The organism is Acidiphilium sp. C61, from assembly GCF_905116885.1.
GTDB lineage: Bacteria > Pseudomonadota > Alphaproteobacteria > Acetobacterales > Acetobacteraceae > Acidiphilium.
This window is the reverse complement of the sequence record NZ_CAJHNI010000005.1, coordinates 906,506-926,483: the sequence shown is the minus strand read 5'-3', so window position 1 is coordinate 926,483 and position 19,978 is coordinate 906,506. Positions and strand designations below refer to the sequence as shown.

Sequence of the window (19,978 nt, the reverse complement as noted above, 5' to 3'; positions counted from 1 at the left end):
TCGCACCGGCAAGTTATCCGGCGAGGCTGTTTCGTCTGCTCGTTCTGCGGCTGACATTCTTCACCGCGCTGTCGGTGCGGCAGCGCCGCGCCTTGCCGCGGTCAGCGAATGGCGGATCCAGCCGATGCCGTTGGCGACGTCGATGCGCCGCCTGGGGCGGGAGGCGAGGCCGCTGACAGTGACGGTCAGAGCTGGGACGGCCCTCGCATCGGGAATTGCCGGATGCACGGCAATTGCGAGGTCGACCTGATCCTGGGCAAGATCGAGATGGCCGCGCGCGGTCATCTCGCCCAATGGCCCGCTGAGGGCAGCATGGTCGAGCCGGATCGTGCGGTTGCCGACTGTCGCGGTCAGGTTGAGAAGCGTGAAGGCCGACGTCCCCGAACTCAGCGCCGTCCGCAGCATGCGAGATGCCGCGATCAGCCCGATCGGGTGTGGCGCGCGCGTCGCCGCGGCCAGGGTCTGGCCGGCAGACGCGAGGTTCAGTCCGCTCACCGTAATATCGTGGCTGCTTGCCGTCACGCTCCCACTGAGCGTGCGCAACCAGGCGGCGCGGCCATCCCCCTGCGCCATCAGATCGGCCGCGATATCGAGGGTTCCGCCGGCAAGCGGCAGGTCGAGCCCCTGCGGCGCCGCGAGGGCTGCAATCGCTTCCGAATTCCCGCCCGCAAGCCGCGCCCGCAGGCTGAGCGTGGCCGGCGTGCTGCCTGAGGCGCCGGTGAGAACGGCCCGGCCAGAGAGTTTGCCGCCGGCGAATCCGGCGCTGCCGATATCGATCGCCAGATGCGGCGCCAGCTTCCCCTGATCGAGCGTGATCCCGAAATCCGCCTGCCGGGCGACCGTCTCGCCGTAACGCTCGACCCTTGCGGCGGTCAGACGCGGCATGTCGATCCGCACATTGCCGCCGAGGGCGGCTTGCGCCAGCCCCATCAGGCTGACTGTGTCGGGAACCGGCAGCGTGTCGGCGGTTATCCGGCCGAAGATCCGCTTCGGCCCATGCGCTGTATCGACATCGACCCGCCCGGAGACGGTGAGCGCACCCAGCGAGGCGACAAAATCGGAAAAGCCGAACCCGCCTGGCGTGACATATCCCGCCGCCCTGAGACTGGCCGAGCCGGGCCCCGGCCAGCCCAGCCCCTGGCGTTCGCCGAGCAGGCCGGCGCCGCCGAGGCTGAGGATCAGCCGTGCGGCGTTCGGGGCACGAAACGTGAGCGACCCGGCGGCACTGCCGGCGGCAAGATCGATCGTGGGGTGCGCCGACGCGCGTACCAGGCCGACGCGTAGCCTGACATGCGTCGCCAGCGCCGTGGCGGGGCCATCCGCCGCCATGGTGAGCGAGAAATCGTGCCGGAATGCCGGCTGATCGTCCCATGCCGCCGGCACGCCGAACGCCGCCGCCAGCGCCGTCGCCTCATGGCTTGCATTCGGCCCGACCAGGAACAGACGGCTCCTGACGATAGCGCCATCCGCCTTGCGCAGGAAGCGGCCGATCAGCAGCCCGCCTCCCATGTGCATGGTCGCGAGGCGGATATGCAGCCCGCCACCTGCCGCCTTGTCGCGCAGGCTGGCGTCGATCCTGAGATCGGTCGCAATCACCTGCGAAGGCGCGTTGGGTTGCCCGGCCGGTTTTTCCAGCGCCCCCACGGCGATCTGCAGCGGTCCGGCATAGCGTGGCGCCGGATCGGACAGCGCCGCGAGCAGATCCTTGATCATCGGCTGGTCGAGGGTAAGCCGGTCGAGACCGATCCGGGCGGCGATGCGTGTCGGTTGCCCGGCGGGTGCGGGGGTGAGGTGCAAGGCGCCGGTGAAGCCGGTTCTGGCTGTTCCCATCGCCACGTGCCCGGCGATATCGTCGAGCGCCAGGGTGCCGCCGTGTGTAACGCTCGCCATGCCGGCGGCATCGAGGCGGCCCGCACCTTTCGGCCATGCGGGCAGATAGGGCAGCTGATGCCGCAAGATTGCGAGCGTGGCTGCGGGATCCTGTGCCTCGATGGTGAAATGCCCGCTCAAGGCTGGCGATATCGGACCGGAAAATCCGAGAATCGCTTGCCCCGGCAGGGGGACGGAAACCTGCTCCGCCCGCAGCGAGGCATCATCGGCCAGTACCGTTCCGTGCGCGCCGTTGACCGGCAGTCCTGACAGCGTGCCGGAGACGTCGAGCGCGGCGGCGACCGGGAGCTGGCGCCGCATGCCGGAGACCAGGATTGCGGCCAGATCGAGGTCGAGCCCCGTCGCCTGCGCGGTCACCCGCAGCAACGGTGCCGGCGCGAGGGACAACACGGCGTCCCCTCCCGCCTGCATCCCTCCCGACTGCATGGCGACGTCGTCGAGCCGGACCTGCTGCCCGGTCGCGGCAAGGCTTGCCGTCATGTCGAACGGTGCGGCGCTTTCCTTGAGGGCCGGCAGCAGGCTGGCGATCGCGGTCTTGTCGGCTGTCGCCGCCATCGCGCCAGAGAGGAAACTGTCATGGCCGAGCGTGCCGTGGAATTTCAGCTCGGCATGGCCTGCGCTGTGCAGCTTGAGCGTCGCGGTCACCGGTGCGGGCCCGGCGCTGCCGGTATCATCGATATCGAGCGTCATGGCGGCGTCGAAGCCGCCGATCCGCATCGTCCCGCCGGCGGCGATCACCGCGCGCGGGCCGCCGGTGAAGATCGACAGGTTGGCGTGGTCGAGCCGCAGCGGCCCGACATGGAACGTGCCGTCATCGATGGTCGCGTGCAGCGAGCCGAGCCATGGCGGCGGCGCGATCGCACCGGCGCCGCCCGGCAGCGGCCATGGCAGGTCGATGTCCGGCCGACGCAGGATCAGCCGGTGGGCGCGAAGCCGGCCGAACAGCAGCGGCCCCGGAGCAAGTTCGAGCTTGAGGACCGCCGCGGTTGCCTGCGCGCCGTGCGGGCCGCCGATGATGACATCCTCAGCCACCAGTTGCGGATCGGGCAGCAGCGAGAGCGTGATCCCACCCTCGATGAACACCGGCCTGCCGACGACCCGGCTGGCCAGGCGTTCGATCGCGCCGCGATGGTAATTCCCCGAGACCAGGATCGGGCCGAAGACCGCGGCGAGGCCGAGCAGCGCGATCAGGCCGATCGCGGCGGCAGCCAGAATGCCCCGCCGGCGCGTGGTCTGCTGCCTCTTGCGCCGGTAATCGCCGTCTTCGTCCATGTCTCCGCTGGTATCAGACCGAAGCGACCCGCGCCACGCCGGCGGCCGCCATCGCCTGCCATGACGCCGCCAGCGATCCATCAAGGTCGATCCCCCGGCAGGCCGGCTCGATCACCCGCGCTTCCAGCCCGAATTGCCGCGCATCCTGTGCCGACCAGGCAACGCAGTAATCGGTCGCCAGACCGCAGAGATCGACCCGCTCGATGCCGCGCGCGGCAAGCCACCCGTCGAGCCCGGTCCGCGTCGTGCGGTCGGCTTCGAGGAAGGCGGAGTAGGAATCGATGAGTCGGTTCGACCCCTTGCGCTGGATCATCGCGGCATGCGGGATGTGCAGGTCGCGGTGCAGTGCCGCGCCGGGCGTGTCCATCACGCAATGGTCCGGCCAGAGCACCTGCGGCCCGTAGGCGAGGGGGATCGTGCCGAACGGGGTCTGCCCCGGATGCTGGCTGGCGAAGGAGACATGATTGGCCGGATGCCAGTCCTGGGTGATCACCACGGTCTGGTAATGCCGCGCGAGGGCATTGATCACCGACACCACCGCATCGCCATCCGGCACGGCCAGCGCGCCGCCGGCGCAGAAATCCACCTGGACATCGATGACGACAAGGGCCGTGCGGTGATCCATTGGCGGAGAATAGCCGGCATCTGGCTGTCGAGATAGGGGGCGTGACAGTTGCCCGCGATGTCCGTTATCGGTAATAATCAAACTGCTGTCGGCAAGGCAGGCAGCAACGCAGGGAGGCAACGACAAGATGGCACATTTCGGGCGGGTTGCGGGAAAGACCGCGCTGGTGACCGCCGCGGGGCAGGGCATCGGCCGCGCCATTGCCGAGGTGCTGGTCCGCGAGGGCGCGCGCGTGATCGCGACCGATCGCGAGCCTTCCCTTCTCGCCGGGCTCGCCGGCGCCGAGATCGCGCGGCTCGACGTGCAGGACGATGCCGCGATCCGCGCGCTGGCCGCTTCCCTCGGCCGGGTGGACATCCTGGTGAACGCCGCCGGCTATGTCGCGCACGGCTCGGTGCTCGACTGTCCTGACACCGACTGGGCGTTTTCCTTCGATCTGAACGTGACGGCGATGTTCCACATGATCCGCGCGTTCCTGCCGGCAATGCTGGCGGGCGGCGGCGGGTCGATCGTCAATGTCGCGTCCGCTGCCGGGTCCATCAAGGGGGTGCCCAACCGCTTCGCCTATGGCGCCTCGAAGGCGGCCGTGGTGGGGCTGACCAAATCGGTCGCGGCGGATTACGTGACGCGGGGCGTGCGGTGCAATGCCATCTGCCCCGGCACCGTGGAAAGCCCCTCGCTGCGCGGGCGCATCGCCGCCCTCGCCGCGTCCCGCGGTGTCGATGAGGCGGCCATCGAGGCCGAATTCGTCGCCCGCCAGCCAATGGGACGGCTCGGCACGCCGGAGGAGATCGCCTCTCTTGCCCTGTATCTGGCGTCCGACGAATCCCGATTCACCACAGGCGTCGCCCATGTGATCGACGGCGGCTGGTCGAACTGAAGGAAACCGCGATGAGCAGCACCCCGAAACGTCTCCGTTCCACCGAGTGGTTCGACAATCCCGGCAATCCGGGCATGACGGCGCTCTATCTCGAGCGCTATCTCAATTACGGGCTGACGCGCGAGGAACTGCAATCCGGCAAGCCGATCATCGGCATCGCGCAGACCGGCAGCGACCTTTCGCCGTGCAACCGGCATCATCTCGAACTCGCCAAGCGCGTCGCGGACGGGATCCGTGCCGCCGGGGGCGTGCCGATCGAGTTTCCGGTGCATCCGATCCAGGAAACCGGCAAGCGGCCGACCGCCGCGCTCGATCGCAATCTGGCCTATCTCGGGCTTGTCGAGGTGCTGTACGGCTATCCGCTCGATGGCGTGGTGCTCACCACCGGCTGCGACAAGACCACGCCGGCCATGCTGATGGGGGCGGCGACGGTCGACCTGCCCGCCATCGTCCTCTCCGGCGGGCCGATGCTGGACGGGCATTTCGAGGGCGAACTGGTCGGCTCCGGCACCGTCGTGTGGGAAGCCCGGCGGCGGCTGGCCGCCGGCCAGCTCGACTATGACAAGTTCATCGACATGGTGGCCGGTTCCGCGCCGAGTGTCGGCCATTGCAACACGATGGGCACCGCATCTTCGATGAACGCGATGGCCGAGGCGCTCGGCATGTCGCTGCCCGGCTGCGCCGCCATTCCCGGCCCCTATCGCGAGCGCGCGCAGATCGCCTATGAAACCGGCAAGCGCATCGTCGCGATGGTGCATGAGGATCTGCGGCCGTCCCAGATCATGACGCGCAAGGCATTCGAGAACGCCATCGTCTGCGCCTCGGCGATCGGCGCCTCGACCAACTGCCCGCCGCACGTCATCGCCATCGCGCGGCATATCGGCGTCGAGCTCGACATCAGGGATTGGGACCGGATCGGCTACGAGATCCCGCTGCTGGTCAACATGATGCCGGCCGGCAAGTATCTCGGTGAATCCTACCATCGCGCGGGCGGGCTGCCGGCGGTGATCGGCGAGCTGATCCGCCAGGGCAAGTTCCACGCCGACGCGCTGACCGTCAGCGGCCGCAGCATAGGCGAGGAAAATGAAGGCAAGCGCAGCAGCGATGCCGACGTGATCCGCGGCTTCGACGATCCGCTCGCCGAGCATGCGGGCTTCGCCGTGCTGAGCGGCAATTTGTTTTCCAGCGCGATCATGAAGACCTCGGTGATTTCCGAGGAATTCCGCGCCCGCTACATGCGCCGCCCCGGCGATGAGAATGCGTTCGAGGGCCGTGCGATCGTCTTCGAGGGACCGGAGGACTATCACCACCGGATCAACGATCCCGCGTTGAATATCGATGAAAACTGCATCCTGGTGATCCGCAACAGCGGGCCGATCGGCTATCCCGGCTCGGCCGAAGTGGTGAACATGCTGCCGCCGGATGCGCTGGTGCGCCAGGGCGTGAACCAGCTGCCCTGTATCGGCGATGGTCGGCAGTCCGGCACGTCGGGCAGCCCGTCGATCCTGAACGCCTCGCCGGAATCGGCGGTCGGCGGCGGGCTCGCGCTGCTCAGGACCGGCGATGTCATCCGTGTCGATCTCAAGGATCGCAGCGCCAATATCCTGATCGACGAGGCCGAGCTTGCCGCGCGGCGGGCAGCGCTCACCCTGCCCGATCTGGTCAACCAGACGCCGTGGCAGGACATCCATCGCCGCTTCACCGGCCAGCTCGAAACCGGCGCGGTGCTGGAGAATGCGCCGCAATACCAGCGCGTCGCCGAACGCTTCGGCGTGCCGCGGGACAATCACTGACCGTGTCCCGAAGCTGCCCGGGTTCGGTTCCGGGCGGCTTCGGGGGCATTGAGCACGACATCCGATCCAAAGGGATCGGGAAGTGCTTTAATTATCAACATGATAGAGCACTACATCCGATCCAAAGAGATCGGAAAGTGCTCTAACGCCAGAGGTGCCGACCGGCGCCGTCCGTCCCCCGCAGCGCCTGCCGCGCGGCTTCGAGCGCGGCTGGCCCGCCGGCCAGCGAGGGTTTCACCACCTCGAAATACGGTGAGACATCGAAATCCCGCGGCACGAACAGCTGGTGATCCCGCACGCGCAGGATTTCGGCCACGCACATGTCGCAATCATGCGCGTGCGAGCCATGCGGCCCGGTCATCGGCAGGATCGGGTAGAGAACCGCGTGGAATGCCTGCGCCACCAGCGTCGAGCAGATCGCCCGTGTCGGGTCGCCGGCGCCGAAGGCGATCAGCCGGCGGCGCAGATGCACCGGCACCGGCGGTGTGGGGATCGTGTAGCGCAGCAGATCGAACACGTTCCGCAGGTCGTATTGCGCGCCGAGGCGCGAAAGCGCGAAATCCATCACCCGTTGCCGCTCGTTTTCCGACAGGCCGACAGGGCGGCAGATCCTCAGATGGTAATCCCTGAAGGCTTCGAGCCCGACCATCCGCACGCCTTCCACCACATCGGCTTCGACGAAGCAGGGCTCCGGCGGGTCCGCCGCGGTGCGGCGGCGCAACCCGACATAAAGTGCTACATGCGACCAGGTGGACTGGGTCAGATATTTGATCGCGATGCTGAACCGGCTGTGTCCTTCGACCAGGACGACATCTCCGGGTTCGAGACAGGAAGCGAGCAGCGCAATGTCGGTCGCCGGGGCGATGGTGTGCTGATGGGCGGGGGCGGAGAGAAACCGCGCGAGCCGCCCGCCGATCCAGCCGGCGATGCGGTTCATCCGCCGTCAAACCCTGCTGCGCCGTGTCGGATCAAGCGTCGTTCCCCCTTGGGCCGTATCGTGCCGGCTTTGCCGTGAGGATCATAAGCCGAGGTCAGGAGGGGAGGCAAAGGTCGCGCCGGCTTTTGTCAGTATTCAGTATCCGGTGTCAGTATCCAGGGCTCGCCAATTCGTCGAGGATCGGGCAATCCGGTCGGTCGCTCCCCTCGCAACTGTTCACCAGGTGGCGCAATTGTGCGCTCATCGCCTGCAATGCGGCGACCTTGGCTTCGAGTGCGGTGATGTGCGCCACCGCGATGGCGCGCACCTCGCGCGAGGGGCGGTTGCGATCGCGCCAGAGCGAGAGCAGGGCCCTGATATCGGCGATGGCGAAACCGAGATCGCGGGCCCGGTGAATGAAGCCAAGCTCGTTCACCAGCGCTTCGTCATAGAACCGATAATTGTTGGTCTCGCCGCGCAGGGGCGGGCCGATCAGGCCGATCCGTTCGTAATGGCGGATCATCTTGGCCGAAACGCCGCTCAGCGCCGCGGCCTCGCCGATGGTCATCTCCCTGCCGGTCATGAAACCTGTCTCCCGTCGCGCCCGGTCAGCCCGGGCTGACCTCGTTTTCGGTGACATGCTTCTGACCGACCACCATATACACCGCTGGCAGGACAAACAGCGTGAACAGCGTGCCGATCGACAGGCCCGCGGCGATCACCATGCCCATGTTGAACCGTGCCGCGGCACCAGCACCGCTGGCGATGATCAGCGGCAGGACGCCCAGCACCATCGCGGCGGTCGTCATCAGGATCGGCCGCAGCCGGATGCCGACCGCGTGCTCGATCGCCTCGCGCTTGGTCATGCCGGCGAGCTGCGCCTCGTTCGCGACCTCGACGATGAGGATGCCGTGCTTGCTGATCAGACCCATCAGCGTCACCAGCCCGACCTCGGTATAGATGTTCAGGCTGAGCCCGAAGCCGAGATAGATGAAGATCAGCGCGCCGACGATCGCCATTGGCACCGACACGAGAATGATCAGCGGGTCGGTGAACGAATTGAACAGCGCGGCAAGGGCGAGGAAGATCACGATGACCGCGAAGCCGAACGTGGCCAGAAACCCGCCCTGCTGCTGGATGAACTGGCGCATCGGCCCGCCGTAATCGACATCGTAGCCGCTCGGCAGGTCTTTTGCTGCGATCTGCTGCAGCACCTTCACCGCCTCGCCGGTGGAAACGCCGGGTGCCGCAACGCCCTGGATGGTTGCCGCGTTGAGCTGCTGGAAGTGGTTGACCGATTCGGGAATGACATCGTTGCGGATGGTCGCGATCGCGCCGAGCGGGATCGGCACGCCGTTGATGTTGGCCACCGGATAGTCAAGCAGTTGCGACACGTTCAGCCGGCTCTTCTGCCCCACCTGCGGAATGACCTTGTAGGAGCGGTCATCGAGGCTGAAATAATTGACGTAGAGCCCGCCGAGCGCCTGCGCCATCGCCGCGCCGACCTGGCTCATGTCGAGCCCGAGGGTTGCCGCCTTGGCGCGGTTGATGACGACCGTCGCCTGCGGCTGGTCGATCTTCAGGTCGCTCTGCAGGAAGATGAACTTGCCGGTTTTCAGCGCGGCACCCAGCACTTTTTGCGCCACCCCGTTGAGCGTGCCGAACGGATCGGTGGTCTTGATGACGAACTGCACCGGCAGGCCTTGCGAGCCAGGCAGCGGCGGCGGCTGGAACGCGACGATCTGCTGCCCGGCGACGCTCTCCGCCGCCTGTTTCTGGATTTCGTTCTGCAGCACGGTCGAGTTCGTCGTCCGCTCCGTCCAGGGCTTCAGCACCATGCCGGAGATCGCGAAGGTCGGCGTCTCGAACTGGAACGTATGCCCGACCGATTTGTGGGACATCATCAGCCGGTTCAGCTCCTGGTCCCAGAGCAGCTTCTGCTGCAGCGTGGCATTCGGCGCCGAGGTGGAGGACAGGATCACCACCCCCTGGTCTTCCTGCGGGGCAAGCTCGCTCTTCGCCCCCGCCGCCAGGAAGTAGATGCTGGCGAGAACGATGGCGCCGAAGGTGAGCGTGACCGGCAGGGTCCGCAGGCTGCCGCGCAGCATCCGCATGTAGCGCCGGTGCACGGCGTTGAAGAGGCGGTCGATGAAATGGACCAGCCTTGCCTCCCAGTCGGTGCCGTCGCGCGGGATGTGGTGCAGCAGCCGTGAGGAGAGCATGGGCGAGAGGGTGAGCGCGATGATCGCCGATACCGTCACCGCCGAGACGAGGGTGAAGGCGAATTCGGTGAACAGCGCGCCGGTCAGGCCGGACTGAAACCCGATCGGCACGTAAACCGCGGCGAGGACGACCGTCATCGCGATGATCGGGCTGCCCAGTTCGGCCGCCGCGTTGATCGCCGCGTGCAGCCTCGTTTCGCCATTGTCGAGATGGCGGTTGACGTTCTCGACGACGATGATCGCGTCGTCCACCACCAGCCCGATCGCAAGGACGAGGGCGAGCAGGGTGAGCAGGTTGATCGAGAAGCCGAGCATCAGCATCGCCGCGAAGGTGCCGATCAGCGAGAGCGGGATCGCGATCACGGGGATGAACACCGAGCGCGGGGTGCCGAGAAAGGCGAACACCACCAGCACCACGATCAGCAGGGCCTCGATGAGTGCGGCGACCACTTCGTGGATCGACGCGTTCACGAAGGCTGCCGAGTTGTAGACGATCGCGCCGTCCAGCCCCGCCGGCAACTGCTTTGCGATTTCCGGAAAGCGCGTCTCGACGCCGCGGATCACCGACAGCAGGTTGGCGGAGGGGGCGACCTGGATGCCGATATAGACACCTGGCTTGCCGTCGAAGGCGACTTCGGATTCGTAGCTGTCCGAGCCGAGCTGCACCCGCGCGACATCGCCGAGCCGCACGATCGCGCTCCCCGACTGCTTGACGATCAGGCGGCGAAACGCGGCGGCGCTGTGCAGCGAGGTCGATGCGGTCAGCGTGTCCTGCGTCATCGCGCCCTTGGTGCTGCCGAGCGCGCTGATGAAGTCGTTGCCGGCAAGGGCGTTGTAGACGGTGGTGGCGGTCAGCCCGTAGGCGGCAAGCTTCGCGGGTTCGAGCCAGATCCGCATCGCGAAGTTCTGCGCGCCGAGAATTTCCGCGGTCTGCACACCGGGCACCGATTGCAGCTGCGGCTGGACGACGCGGGTGAGATAGTCGGTCACCTGGTTCGGCGAGAGCACCTTGCTCTTGAAGCCGATATACATCGCGTCGAGCTGCTGGCCGACCTGCAGCTTGAGCTGCGGCTGCTGCGTGCCAGAGGGCAGCTGGTTGAGCACGGACTGGATCTGCGCCTGGATCTCGGTCAGCGCCTTGTCCGGGTTGTAGTTGAGGACGAGATAGACCTTGATCGTGCTGGTCGAGGTCTGGCTCTGCGATGTCATGTAGTCGATGCCGTTGACCTGCGCGATCGCATGCTCGATCGGCGTCGTCACGAAACCGGCGATCGTGTTCGGGTCGGCGCCCGGATAGCTGGTGGTGATGGTGATCGTCGCGTTCTCGGTCTTCGGGTATTCGAGAACCGGAAGACCGCCGAGCGCACGCAGCCCGAGCACGAGGATCGCGGCGCTGACCACGATCGACAGCACTGGCCGCCGGATGAAGAGTGTCGTGAAATTTTTCATGGCGCGCTTATTCGTTCGGCACCGAAGGGTTCGGCAGGTTCTGCGGCAGGATCTTGTTGTTGATCGCCACCGGCGTGCCGTTCTTTAGCTTCACCTGTCCCGCTACCACGACCTCCTCGCCCGGCTTGACGCCCTTGAGCACAGCGACCTGATCGCCCCTGGTCTGCCCGAGCGTGACAAAGACCTGCTCGGCGGATTTGCCGGTCTTGCTCTGCTTGTCATGTTTCACGAGAAACACCGTGTCGCCGTAGGGGTTATAGGCGATCGCGGTCTTGGGCAGAGTGACCTGGTCCTTCGGCGTGCCGATATCGATGCTGACCCGGGCGAACATGCCCGGCCGCAATTCGTCGTGCGGGTTGATCAGCATCGCGCGGATCTGGATCATCCGCGTCGCGGTGCCGACGGCGGAGTCGAGCGCCGTCACCTTGCCGGCGAAATTGATGCCGGGGAACCCGTCAACCGTGACCCCGACCTTCATGCCGGGATGGATTGTCCGCAGCGCGGATTGCGGCAGGTAGAAATCCACCGCGATCGGGTCAAGCTGCTCCAGCGTTCCGATCGCCGTGCCGGCGGCGAGGAATTCGCCGACATTCACGGCGCGAATGCCGATTCGCCCGGAGAAGGGCGCATAGATCTTCTTTTCCTGCATCAGCACTTTCTGGCTTCGCACCTGCGCCTGCGCGCTGGCGAGATTCGCACGGTCGGTGTCCACCGTCTGCGCGCTGACCGCGCGCGCCTGATATTGCGCCAGATCGCGCCGGTAGGTGATGTCGTCGAGCTTCGCCGTCGCCTCGAGCTGGGCAAGCACCTCGGCGTCGTTGTTGGGGCGAAGCGTCAGCAGCAGCTGCCCCTTCTTCACGTTCTGGCCGGAGCGGAAATCGATCGTGTCGACGATGCCGGCAACTTGCGCCGAAAGTGCCGCACCCTGCAGCGCCACGAGGCTGCCGGTGGCGTTTTCGGCGTCCTGGAACGGCGTGTGTTTCGCCACCATCGTTGCCACGGTCTGCGGCGGGTTCTTCAGCTTGGCGATGAATTTCGCGATCATCACGTCGCGGAACGCGCCGAAGCCGAAAATGGCGCCGAGCACCAGGGCCACGAGCACGAGCATCACGATCATGCGCAGCACGACCGAGGGTTTCTTCGCCTTGCGCGCGGGGGTTTCGCTGGCGGTTCCGGGGGTTGGCGCCGTCATGGCAATACTCCACAGCAGGTTTCGACTTGCTTCTTCACGTCATGCCGGTGCCACCAGCCGCCGCCGAGCGACTGGAACAGTGCCGCCGTGTCGGCATAGCGCTGGGCGGTGGCCTTGATGCGGTTGATCACCGCGGTTTCGTAGGTCTGCTCCGCGGTCAGCACCGTGGTATAGGGCACGCCGCCCAGGCGGAACTGGCCTTCGACGAGGTCGAGGCTGCGCTTCGCGTCCCGCTCGGCGGCGGTGTCGGCGGCGAGGGCAATGGCGTCGTAATGCAACGCTTCCAGCGTGTCCGCCACGTTCTGGAAGGCGAGCACCACGGTGTTTTCATAGGTCTCGGCTGCGGCCTTCATGGTCGCGACCGCGGCGCGGCGCTTGTAGAACAGCGTCCCACCCTCGAAGAGCGGTTGGGTGAGTCCGGCGGCGAGATTCCAGATCAGCGTCTGCGGCGCGAACAGGGCCTGGCCGTTCAGCGCCTCGTGGCCAAGCCCGGCGGACAGGGTGATTTGCGGCAGCATGTTCGCGGTGGCGACGCCGACGAGCGCTGTGTCCTGGTGCAGCACTGCGGCCGCCTGCCGGATATCCGGCCGCTGCTTCACCAGCGCCGAGGGCAGGCTCACCGGGAGGCGATCCGGCAGTGTCAAGTCGGCCAGGGTGAAATCGGCCATGTGGAAGCGGCTCGGCGCAACGCCGTCATAGGCCGCGAGCTGGTCGCGGCTCTGGGCCAGCTGCTTGCGCAGGGGCGGCAGCGTTGCCTCGGTCTGGGCCAGTTGCGTCCGCTGGGTGAGGGCGTTCGTCTCGGGAATGCCGCCGAGCGCCACTTGCCGATTCAGAATATCGAGCAGCCGCTTCTCGGAGTCGATTATCTTCTCCGTCGCGGCGATCTGCGCCGTCAGCGACGCTTCGGTCACCGAGGCGGTCACGATGTTCGCGGTCAGCGAAAGATAGCTGGCCTCAAGCGCGAAACGCTGCTGCTCGGCCTGGGCGCGCAGGCCTTCCACCTGCCGGCGCGTGGCGCCGAACACATCCGGCGCGTAGGAAACCGCCACCGAGGCGTTGCGCAGCGTGTAGGTCGCGCTGGCGCCGGTGGATCCGACCCCCGTTGTGCCCAGCGCGCTGCGCAGCCGCTCCGCCTGGAAGCTGCCGGAAACCGAAGGAAAGAAGCCGCCTTCTGCTGCCCGCGTGCTGTCCCGCGCGGCGAGTAGGGTGTCCTGCGCGGATTTAAGGCTCGGATTGTTGGCCAGGGCGCTGCGGATCAGCCCGTCGAGCTGCGGCGAGTGAAACAGCTCCCACCACGCGCCGGCGATCTTTTGCCCGACCACCAGATCCTGTGCCGCTCCACCCTTGCCGCTGGACGAAACCGTCCGGTCGGGCAGGGGGGTGGTCGTATAGCCTTGCAGCTTCGGTGCGGCGGGCTGGTGGTAATCGGGCCCGACCGCGCAGCCCGCGAGCAACGTGGTGCCAAGCAGGGCCGTTGCCAGCCCGGCACGGCGACGCATCGGAATAACAGTGGACTTCATGATATATGACACCTGTCGCGCGCTGCCTGTCTGGTCCGGTTCGGTCGCGAGCAAGCGCGCAAAAGCCTCCTCGATCGACGTGTGGAAACTATCGAGTTTCCCGCCGTTGCGTCAAGATGCGCGGTGCGGAAGTTTTTCATATTGAAATTAGCTGGCTTTCTTGCGAATTGAGGAAGCAGCGAGGAACCGACCGATGAACATTGTCACCAGGGTCTGCCGCCGGCGCGATACCGCCGATGCGGCGCGACAGAGGCGGGATGCGCTGATTGAAACCGCCGAGCGGATATTCCTGCGGAAAGGATATCACGCCACGACCATGGACGACATTGCGGCCGAGGCCGGCATGTCGAAGCGCACGCTCTACCAGCTCGTCGAATCGAAGGAGGACCTGTTCACCGCCCTTCTCGAACGCCGCCGCCGCCCGCTCGACGTCTCCGGGATCGAAACCGCGGGTCGTCCGGTGGCGGACGTGCTGAACGACATGATCCGGCTCTGGGCGCACCACGTCATGAGCCCGTCGATCATCGCCCTCGCGCGCCTGATCATGGCCGAATACATGCACGGGCGAACCCTCTCCCGCCTGCTCGACCGCGAGGGCGCAAAACCCTGCCGCGATGCGCTGCGCGACTATTTCGCCGCCTGCAACGCCCGCGGCGATCTTGCCATCGATGACCCCGAGGAGACCGCGCACATGCTCTACGGCATGGCGATCGGCAACATCCACATCGAAATGCTGCTCGGCATCGGCAAGACCCGCACCCGCGCGGAGATCGACGCCCGCATCGCCCGCGCGGTGACCCTGTTTCTCAACGGCGCCCGCGCGGTTGGCGAAGGCGCCGCGCCGGTTCGCGAAACCCTCGCGCAGGGGTGAGCGGCTGAATGCCCCTCGCGGGGCGGTCTGGGAGCGCGGCGCCGGCCCGGCATGGTGCTAACAGGCGCTTCAATGTATCGATGGTGTGTGATCCGCCTTTCGTGATCCAGCCCGCCCCGACATCGCGAGGAACCAGACAAGCGTGAGTGCGACACCCCCAGCCGACCGTGCGGCCCCCGCTGCCAAGACAATCATGATCGACGGCCGCAATCTCGACCTCGAACGCGGCACCGGTGTTGCGACCTATGCGCGCAATCTCAGCTACTGCATTCGCGATCTCGGCTATCGGGTTGGCGTCCTGTACGGTAACAAGCCGTCCGCCAAGATGAGTCCGGCGATGAAGGAGGTGTCGTTCTTCGACACCTATCAGCCGCGCATCTCCCCGCTCGGCCAGGCCTGGAAAGACGTGCTAAACTGGGGCCGTGCGCGGATCGGCTTTTCCGCCACCCAGGTGCCGATGAGCGGCCTCGTGATCGCGGACTCCTTTGCATCCCGTCTGCCCTATTTCGATGCCATTCATAACAGTCCGGATCTGTTCCGCGTGTCGCATGCGAATTTCAGCCGTTCCGCGCCGCTGCGCCGGGTCCGGTTCGAGGCGCCGCCCGACCTGATGCACTGGACCTATCCCTTGCCGCTGCGCGCGCCGGGGATGCCCAACGTCTATACCCTGCACGATCTCGTGCCGCTGCGCCTGCCGCACACGACGCTGGACAACAAGCGCCGCTATTTCAGGCTTGTCTCGGCGATTTGCGACCAGGCGGATCATATCGTCACCGTCTCCGAATCATCGAAGGCGGATATCGTCCGGCTGTTTGGCGTGTCGCCCTCGCGGGTGACGAACACGTACCAGTCTGTTTACGTACCCGAAATCTATCTCAACCGGCCGGCTGACGCCATTGCCCGCGAGCTGGAGGGCATATTCGGCCTCGAATATCGGAAATACTACCTGTTCTGGGGTTCCATCGAGCCCAAGAAGAATATCGGCCGGATGATCGAGGGATATCTTTCAAGCGGCGTGCCCACGCCGCTGGTGATTGTCGGCGCGCAGGCCTGGAAATCGGAGCATGAACTCAAGCTCCTGGAAGATTTGCAGACCGGAACGGGCCGCCGGAACAACATCATTCGCCTCAACTACGTGCCCTTCGCCCTGCTGATGACGCTGATCAGCGGCGCGCGTGCGGCGCTGTTCCCCTCGCTTTACGAAGGGTTCGGCCTGCCGGTGCTGGAGGCGATGCAGCTCGGCACGCCAGTGATCACCTCGAACGCCGCCTCGCTGCCGGAAGTCGCCGGCGATGCCTGTGTGATGGTCAACCCCTATGAAACCAGGGCAATCTCCCGCGTCATCGCCATGCTGGATGGCGACGAGGCGCTGCGGGATGACCTCGCGAAGCGCGGCCTGCGCCAGGGGGCGCTGTTTTCCCCCGAGGCGCATGCAAAGCAGTTGGTCACAATCTACCAGAAACTGATCTGATACGGCAAGAAATCTGGATTTCCGGGCGAGGAACTGGCGAGACAGTTGCATGCCGGCTTGCGATAAAGCGTAAAGCTCGTTATCCAATTTAGTGAAAAATTATAGATCAAAGCGAAAAACGGATAGTCATTGTATGATATCATGGCAGAGGTCAGACCGCCGCAACAGAAGATATCGTGCCGAGGGCGACCGCCTTCGCGATATCGAGGACTACGCAGGGGCGTTTGAATCATACAAGATTCACCTAGCAAAAAACCCCGAAGACTTCGCTATTTGGGTCCAGTCAGGCCACTGTCTTAAGGAACTCGGCAGATACAAGGAAGCGAGAGCTGCATATGACGCCGCGTTGCGGTTAAATCCCTCGGACGCTGATCTGCATCTCCAGCTTGGACATCTTGCAAAATTGATGGGGAACCAGAGAGACGCCCTGGAATTCTACCAGATGGCGTTGGATCTTGATAAAAACTTCGCCGCTGCCGCCGATGAAATAAGGATGATTTCCAATAGCGGCGACGAGTTGAAAATCACGACGCTCGCCAATAGCGGACCAGTAAAGCCGCAGCCCGCAGAAGCCAGCAAAAAAATGCCGGAGGCTTCTGGCTTCCAACCTCCGCGTTCCGTAACGTTTCAGAACTCGAATAATGGCAATTTTCACGCGTCAACTTCAGAATTTTCAAAATCTATAGAGAAAATGAAAATCAAACTAAATAAAATCTAAGTTCATAGAGTGTACACACTTAAGAATTTCCAATAGTTATTTTTTAAGAAATTGAATGTAAGATAATTAGAGCATTATCCAATCAGATGGAGCCATTTGATCGGATAATGCTGTACAGATATCGAATCAATAGATTCAAAGTTCTATTAATCTATTATTTAAAAGGAACACCTTTTAGACTTTCGTTCACTCTACGTACACCGGCGCATCGCGATGTAATCTTGTATTATAAGTTTACCTTTCCCGCCCTTTTCAATTACAAATTCTGTAGACTTTGCGGGTTGATTGAGAATAAATAATACATCAACTAATGTATCTTTGCTTAATGGAATAAGTTCAAATTTAGCAAGATGATTGAACTCGGAGACGATAGAAAGAGAAGCTTCTCCTTCTCCGGTTTCAAATGAACCCTTGACTATAATTCGGTATATCCCAGGGTCTAAATCTTCATAAGGACCAAACATCGCCAGTCCGTTTTTATCAGCAACCAGAGAACCATCCAGCCATTTGGCATTTGAAAGCCGAACGGAATTTCGGTCTAACGAAAAAACTTCTTCAAAATAATTAAGATATGAATAAAAATTTATTTTCTGATTGATAAAATTGCTAACAACATTATAATTTGTCGACTTTATCATTCGTTTTGCAGCACCTCTTATGTCTTTTAAGCTGATATCGTCCGAATTAATTTTTTCGATAAGATCAAGAATGCCATTTGCGATATCGCGAGGGGATGTGCCGGGCAGCTGGTAAGTGGTACCCCGTACATCGTCAAATATTGGTAGAGGTGTGGTCGCAACAATAGCACCCGAGAGAAATCCCATTCGGACGGCACCGCTGCCGGATTCGCCAGTTCTGGTATACGGATATATGACAACATCCGACTCAGATAATAGACGCAAACTTTCATTATCTGACAAAAAATCAGTGTTCAGTGTAATTATATCATCTATATCAAATTTTTTAATTAATTCATTAATTTCGGAAATTAGCGAAAGAGATACGCCCTCAGGATCTTCGTACTGAGCATTTATTAAATTAAGCGTAAGATCTTGTCCTTCGCTGCGAACTATATAAACAGCTTCAACAATTTCTTTTAGTCCTTTACCAGGCAATACAAAGCCATACGTTGAGAGAACAAAATTCTTCTTTCTGGAAAGCTCTATATCAGTAGCTTCTATATTTAGCTCAGGAATTCCATGAGGTATTAACGTAACATTTCCATATATACCAATTTCGCTTAATCTATGAATATCCCCGATACCGTGAACAAATATACGATTTGCTAATCTCAACGCAGGATATAGTTTACTCAATTTATGAGACGGATCGTCAGACTGATCTATTGTTGAATGCAGTGTAAAAAAGACGGATATGTTCTTGCTTTGTAGTGAATAAACAAGTTTATTAAGTGATTCAAAATCAAAAAAACTGTAATTAAATTGAAAGTGAATAACGTCGATTTTCTGCTCTATAATAGCCGCCTCTAACTCGATAAGATAATCAAATTTTCCTTCATCCCAACATGGAATTACATTATAGCCATCTGAATTCTGACTTAGAGTTTTATATGAAGAAAAAATCGTAGGTTTGCTATCCATATGATTTACAAGATATGACGAGTATGTAGCAACCCCACAGCGTATCGCCCACCTAGTTACCCACCCAACACGTAAGCGCCGCTTATTCCAAGCTAATTCAGTGTAGTCTTGAATGAGGGCGCTTGAATTTATAACATTAGAAAAATCTTTTTCGATAAGATCTTCAGTATTTACATGTTTTTTTAATGTTTCATCTATGGACAATTTCGGCAAAAAAGTTTTATTTCGTCTTGCGATATTTTCAATTGTTGCAAGTGCAGATTTTGCCGTACTTGCCCAGCTAAATAGATTAATTTGTTTAATGGCATTGTTTGCTGATGCTCTGCGGAAATCGCTATCGAACAAGCCTCGTTCGATGCATTTTGCGATATCTCCCGCATCATCGGGATCAAACAAGGCGTCATCCCAGCCGACCACTTCCGGGAGGCTGGATGTGTTGGATGCAACCACCGGGGCGCCGCAGGCCATGGCTTCGAGGACCGGCATGCCGAGACCTTCGAGTTTGCTGGGGAAGGCAAACAGGTCGCATAAATTGTAGAGGTCCAGGAGTTCATCGTCGGTGACGCGCCCCAGGAATGCGACATCGCTTTTGTCGAGTTTGTGTTCGGCGGCGACCTGCCAAAGCTGCTCGTAAATCGTCTCCGATCCGTTGCCGACGAAGGCGAGCTGGAAATCGCGGCGTTTCATTGCTGGGATCTTGGCAAATGCCTTGATGAGACCGCTCTGGTTTTTCCGCTGATCATAACTTGCCGTGTAGAGGATAAACCGCTTGGACAGTCCGAAGCGGCGGCGCAACTGGATGGCCCTCGTCGTCAGTGGCAGTTTCTTGAATTTTGGATCAATCCCACCGCGGATGTTGGTAATGATACCATTGAAGCCGGTAAGGAGTCGCTTCCCCTCGTCCGCGACGAACTGGGAAATCGCAAGCAGTGCATCTGCCCGGGAGAGTTGTCTGATCTTTTCAAAATAGAATGCCCGCGCTTTCGGGCTCGATAAATATTGCTTCCGTTCGACCATCGGGATCAGGTCATAGAACGTCGCTGCGACGGGCGGACCACCTTCAATGCGCCCGATCGACGTGACGATATCCTCGTATAACCCTTCAATAACGCTCGTTACGTGAACGACATCTGGTGAAAGGGATTGGATAAAACTTTCCCTAAGGATCTCCGCGCTTTGCGTCAAAGCAGGAACCCCGTTGGCCCAGGCAACACCAGGGGGGACGGGAAATGTCACGATATTCGAGGGCGGAAGCAGATTACGCAGTGCGGAACGAACCTCGTTTTCGCCATAGGCATGAAGGCTGTTCAACGCGATGATATAATCGTGCTCTGGTGATACAGAGATCATCGATCGCAGAAGATCCAGAGAATATCGTCCAATCCCGCCAAGCCTGCTTCCGGATTGGTTGCTCTGTAAATCTACGACGATACGCATACTCATTACCTCTTAGGAACGATAGAGTGGAAAACATGAAATAAGACAAAATATCAACTTTGAATTTTAAACATTACTCATTTAAATTTCTAAAATATAGATATTTTTACGATCCAAAAAT

The 19,978-nt window shown here is 61.8% G+C and carries 13 protein-coding genes; 5 read left to right on the top strand and 8 right to left on the bottom strand.

Annotation, left to right across the window (positions count from 1 at the left end):
• Positions 1-60: 60 nt before the first annotated feature.
• Together HUW10_RS07110 and pncA are read right to left on the bottom strand one after the other, a co-directional pair.
• Entirely contained in the window at positions 61-3,162 is a 3,102-nt protein-coding gene (locus tag HUW10_RS07110; RefSeq protein ID WP_174502855.1) for an AsmA-like C-terminal region-containing protein, read from the bottom strand.
• Between the two features lie 13 nt (positions 3,163-3,175).
• Positions 3,176-3,787, bottom strand: a complete 612-nt coding sequence (gene pncA / locus HUW10_RS07105) for a bifunctional nicotinamidase/pyrazinamidase (RefSeq protein ID WP_174502854.1) — start codon at positions 3,785-3,787, stop codon at positions 3,176-3,178.
• A 127-nt stretch (positions 3,788-3,914) separates the two neighbouring features.
• Here pncA and HUW10_RS07100 point away from each other — a divergent pair, with 127 nt between their 5' ends.
• A complete protein-coding gene (locus HUW10_RS07100; protein WP_174502853.1) occupies positions 3,915-4,667 on the top strand; it encodes an SDR family oxidoreductase in 753 nt (250 codons plus the stop codon).
• Between the two features lie 11 nt (positions 4,668-4,678).
• The gene (locus HUW10_RS07095; RefSeq protein WP_174502852.1) at positions 4,679-6,460 is read left to right on the top strand and encodes an IlvD/Edd family dehydratase; all 1,782 of its coding nucleotides are present in this window, start codon (positions 4,679-4,681) and stop codon (positions 6,458-6,460) included.
• 142 nt (positions 6,461-6,602) lie between these two features.
• Here the strand turns inward: HUW10_RS07095 and HUW10_RS07090 are convergent, their stop codons facing one another.
• From HUW10_RS07090 to HUW10_RS07070, 5 genes are all read right to left on the bottom strand, one after another.
• Positions 6,603-7,397 (bottom strand): YiiX/YebB-like N1pC/P60 family cysteine hydrolase, encoded by a 795-nt coding sequence (locus tag HUW10_RS07090; protein ID WP_174502851.1) that lies wholly within the window; start codon positions 7,395-7,397, stop codon positions 6,603-6,605.
• Positions 7,398-7,545: 148 nt separating this feature from the next.
• Positions 7,546-7,959: a Cu(I)-responsive transcriptional regulator gene (cueR, locus tag HUW10_RS07085; protein ID WP_201712595.1), complete on the bottom strand. Its 414-nt coding sequence runs from the start codon at positions 7,957-7,959 to the stop codon at positions 7,546-7,548.
• Positions 7,960-7,984: 25 nt separating this feature from the next.
• Positions 7,985-11,047, bottom strand: a complete 3,063-nt coding sequence (locus HUW10_RS07080; RefSeq protein ID WP_174502850.1) for an efflux RND transporter permease subunit — start codon at positions 11,045-11,047, stop codon at positions 7,985-7,987.
• 7 nt (positions 11,048-11,054) lie between these two features.
• Complete coding sequence (locus HUW10_RS07075) at positions 11,055-12,239, bottom strand: efflux RND transporter periplasmic adaptor subunit (RefSeq protein ID WP_174502849.1); 1,185 nt, start codon at positions 12,237-12,239, stop codon at positions 11,055-11,057.
• Positions 12,236-13,759 carry an efflux transporter outer membrane subunit gene (locus tag HUW10_RS07070; RefSeq protein ID WP_174502848.1) on the bottom strand — a complete coding sequence of 508 codons (1,524 nt, stop codon included), beginning with the start codon at positions 13,757-13,759 and terminating at the stop codon, positions 12,236-12,238. Before HUW10_RS07070 ends, HUW10_RS07075 begins: the two co-directional genes overlap by 4 nt.
• 193 nt (positions 13,760-13,952) lie before the next feature.
• On the opposite strand from HUW10_RS07070, the gene HUW10_RS07065 reads away from it, so the two are divergent.
• The 3 genes from HUW10_RS07065 to HUW10_RS07055 all read left to right on the top strand — a co-directional run bounded on the left by HUW10_RS07065 (position 13,953) and on the right by HUW10_RS07055 (position 16,819).
• Positions 13,953-14,630: a TetR/AcrR family transcriptional regulator gene (locus tag HUW10_RS07065; RefSeq protein WP_174502847.1), complete on the top strand. Its 678-nt coding sequence runs from the start codon at positions 13,953-13,955 to the stop codon at positions 14,628-14,630.
• 142 nt (positions 14,631-14,772) lie between these two features.
• Positions 14,773-16,101: a glycosyltransferase family 1 protein gene (locus HUW10_RS07060; RefSeq protein ID WP_236656269.1), complete on the top strand. Its 1,329-nt coding sequence runs from the start codon at positions 14,773-14,775 to the stop codon at positions 16,099-16,101.
• Between the two features lie 133 nt (positions 16,102-16,234).
• Complete coding sequence (locus HUW10_RS07055; protein ID WP_174502846.1) at positions 16,235-16,819, top strand: tetratricopeptide repeat protein; 585 nt, start codon at positions 16,235-16,237, stop codon at positions 16,817-16,819.
• A gap of 191 nt (positions 16,820-17,010) precedes the next feature.
• On the opposite strand, the gene HUW10_RS07050 is transcribed toward HUW10_RS07055, so the two are convergent.
• On the bottom strand, positions 17,011-19,857 hold the full coding sequence (locus HUW10_RS07050; RefSeq protein ID WP_174502845.1) for a glycosyltransferase: 2,847 nt from the start codon (positions 19,855-19,857) through the stop codon (positions 17,011-17,013).
• Between the last annotated feature and the right edge of the window lie 121 nt (positions 19,858-19,978).

Excerpts from the sequence above, each read along its gene's own strand:
- HUW10_RS07110 (WP_174502855.1), bottom strand. The coding sequence starts at position 3,162 with ATGGACGAAGACGGCGATTACCGGCGCAAGAGGCAGCAGACCACGCGC.
- pncA (WP_174502854.1), bottom strand. The coding sequence starts at position 3,787 with ATGGATCACCGCACGGCCCTTGTCGTCATCGATGTCCAGGTGGATTTC.
- HUW10_RS07100 (WP_174502853.1), top strand. The coding sequence starts at position 3,915 with ATGGCACATTTCGGGCGGGTTGCGGGAAAGACCGCGCTGGTGACCGCC.
- HUW10_RS07095 (WP_174502852.1), top strand. The coding sequence starts at position 4,679 with ATGAGCAGCACCCCGAAACGTCTCCGTTCCACCGAGTGGTTCGACAAT.
- HUW10_RS07090 (WP_174502851.1), bottom strand. The coding sequence starts at position 7,397 with ATGAACCGCATCGCCGGCTGGATCGGCGGGCGGCTCGCGCGGTTTCTC.
- cueR (WP_201712595.1), bottom strand. The coding sequence starts at position 7,959 with ATGACCGGCAGGGAGATGACCATCGGCGAGGCCGCGGCGCTGAGCGGC.
- HUW10_RS07080 (WP_174502850.1), bottom strand. The coding sequence starts at position 11,047 with ATGAAAAATTTCACGACACTCTTCATCCGGCGGCCAGTGCTGTCGATC.
- HUW10_RS07075 (WP_174502849.1), bottom strand. The coding sequence starts at position 12,239 with ATGACGGCGCCAACCCCCGGAACCGCCAGCGAAACCCCCGCGCGCAAG.
- HUW10_RS07070 (WP_174502848.1), bottom strand. The coding sequence starts at position 13,759 with ATGAAGTCCACTGTTATTCCGATGCGTCGCCGTGCCGGGCTGGCAACG.
- HUW10_RS07065 (WP_174502847.1), top strand. The coding sequence starts at position 13,953 with ATGAACATTGTCACCAGGGTCTGCCGCCGGCGCGATACCGCCGATGCG.
- HUW10_RS07055 (WP_174502846.1), top strand. The coding sequence starts at position 16,235 with ATGATATCATGGCAGAGGTCAGACCGCCGCAACAGAAGATATCGTGCC.
- HUW10_RS07050 (WP_174502845.1), bottom strand. The coding sequence starts at position 19,857 with ATGCGTATCGTCGTAGATTTACAGAGCAACCAATCCGGAAGCAGGCTT.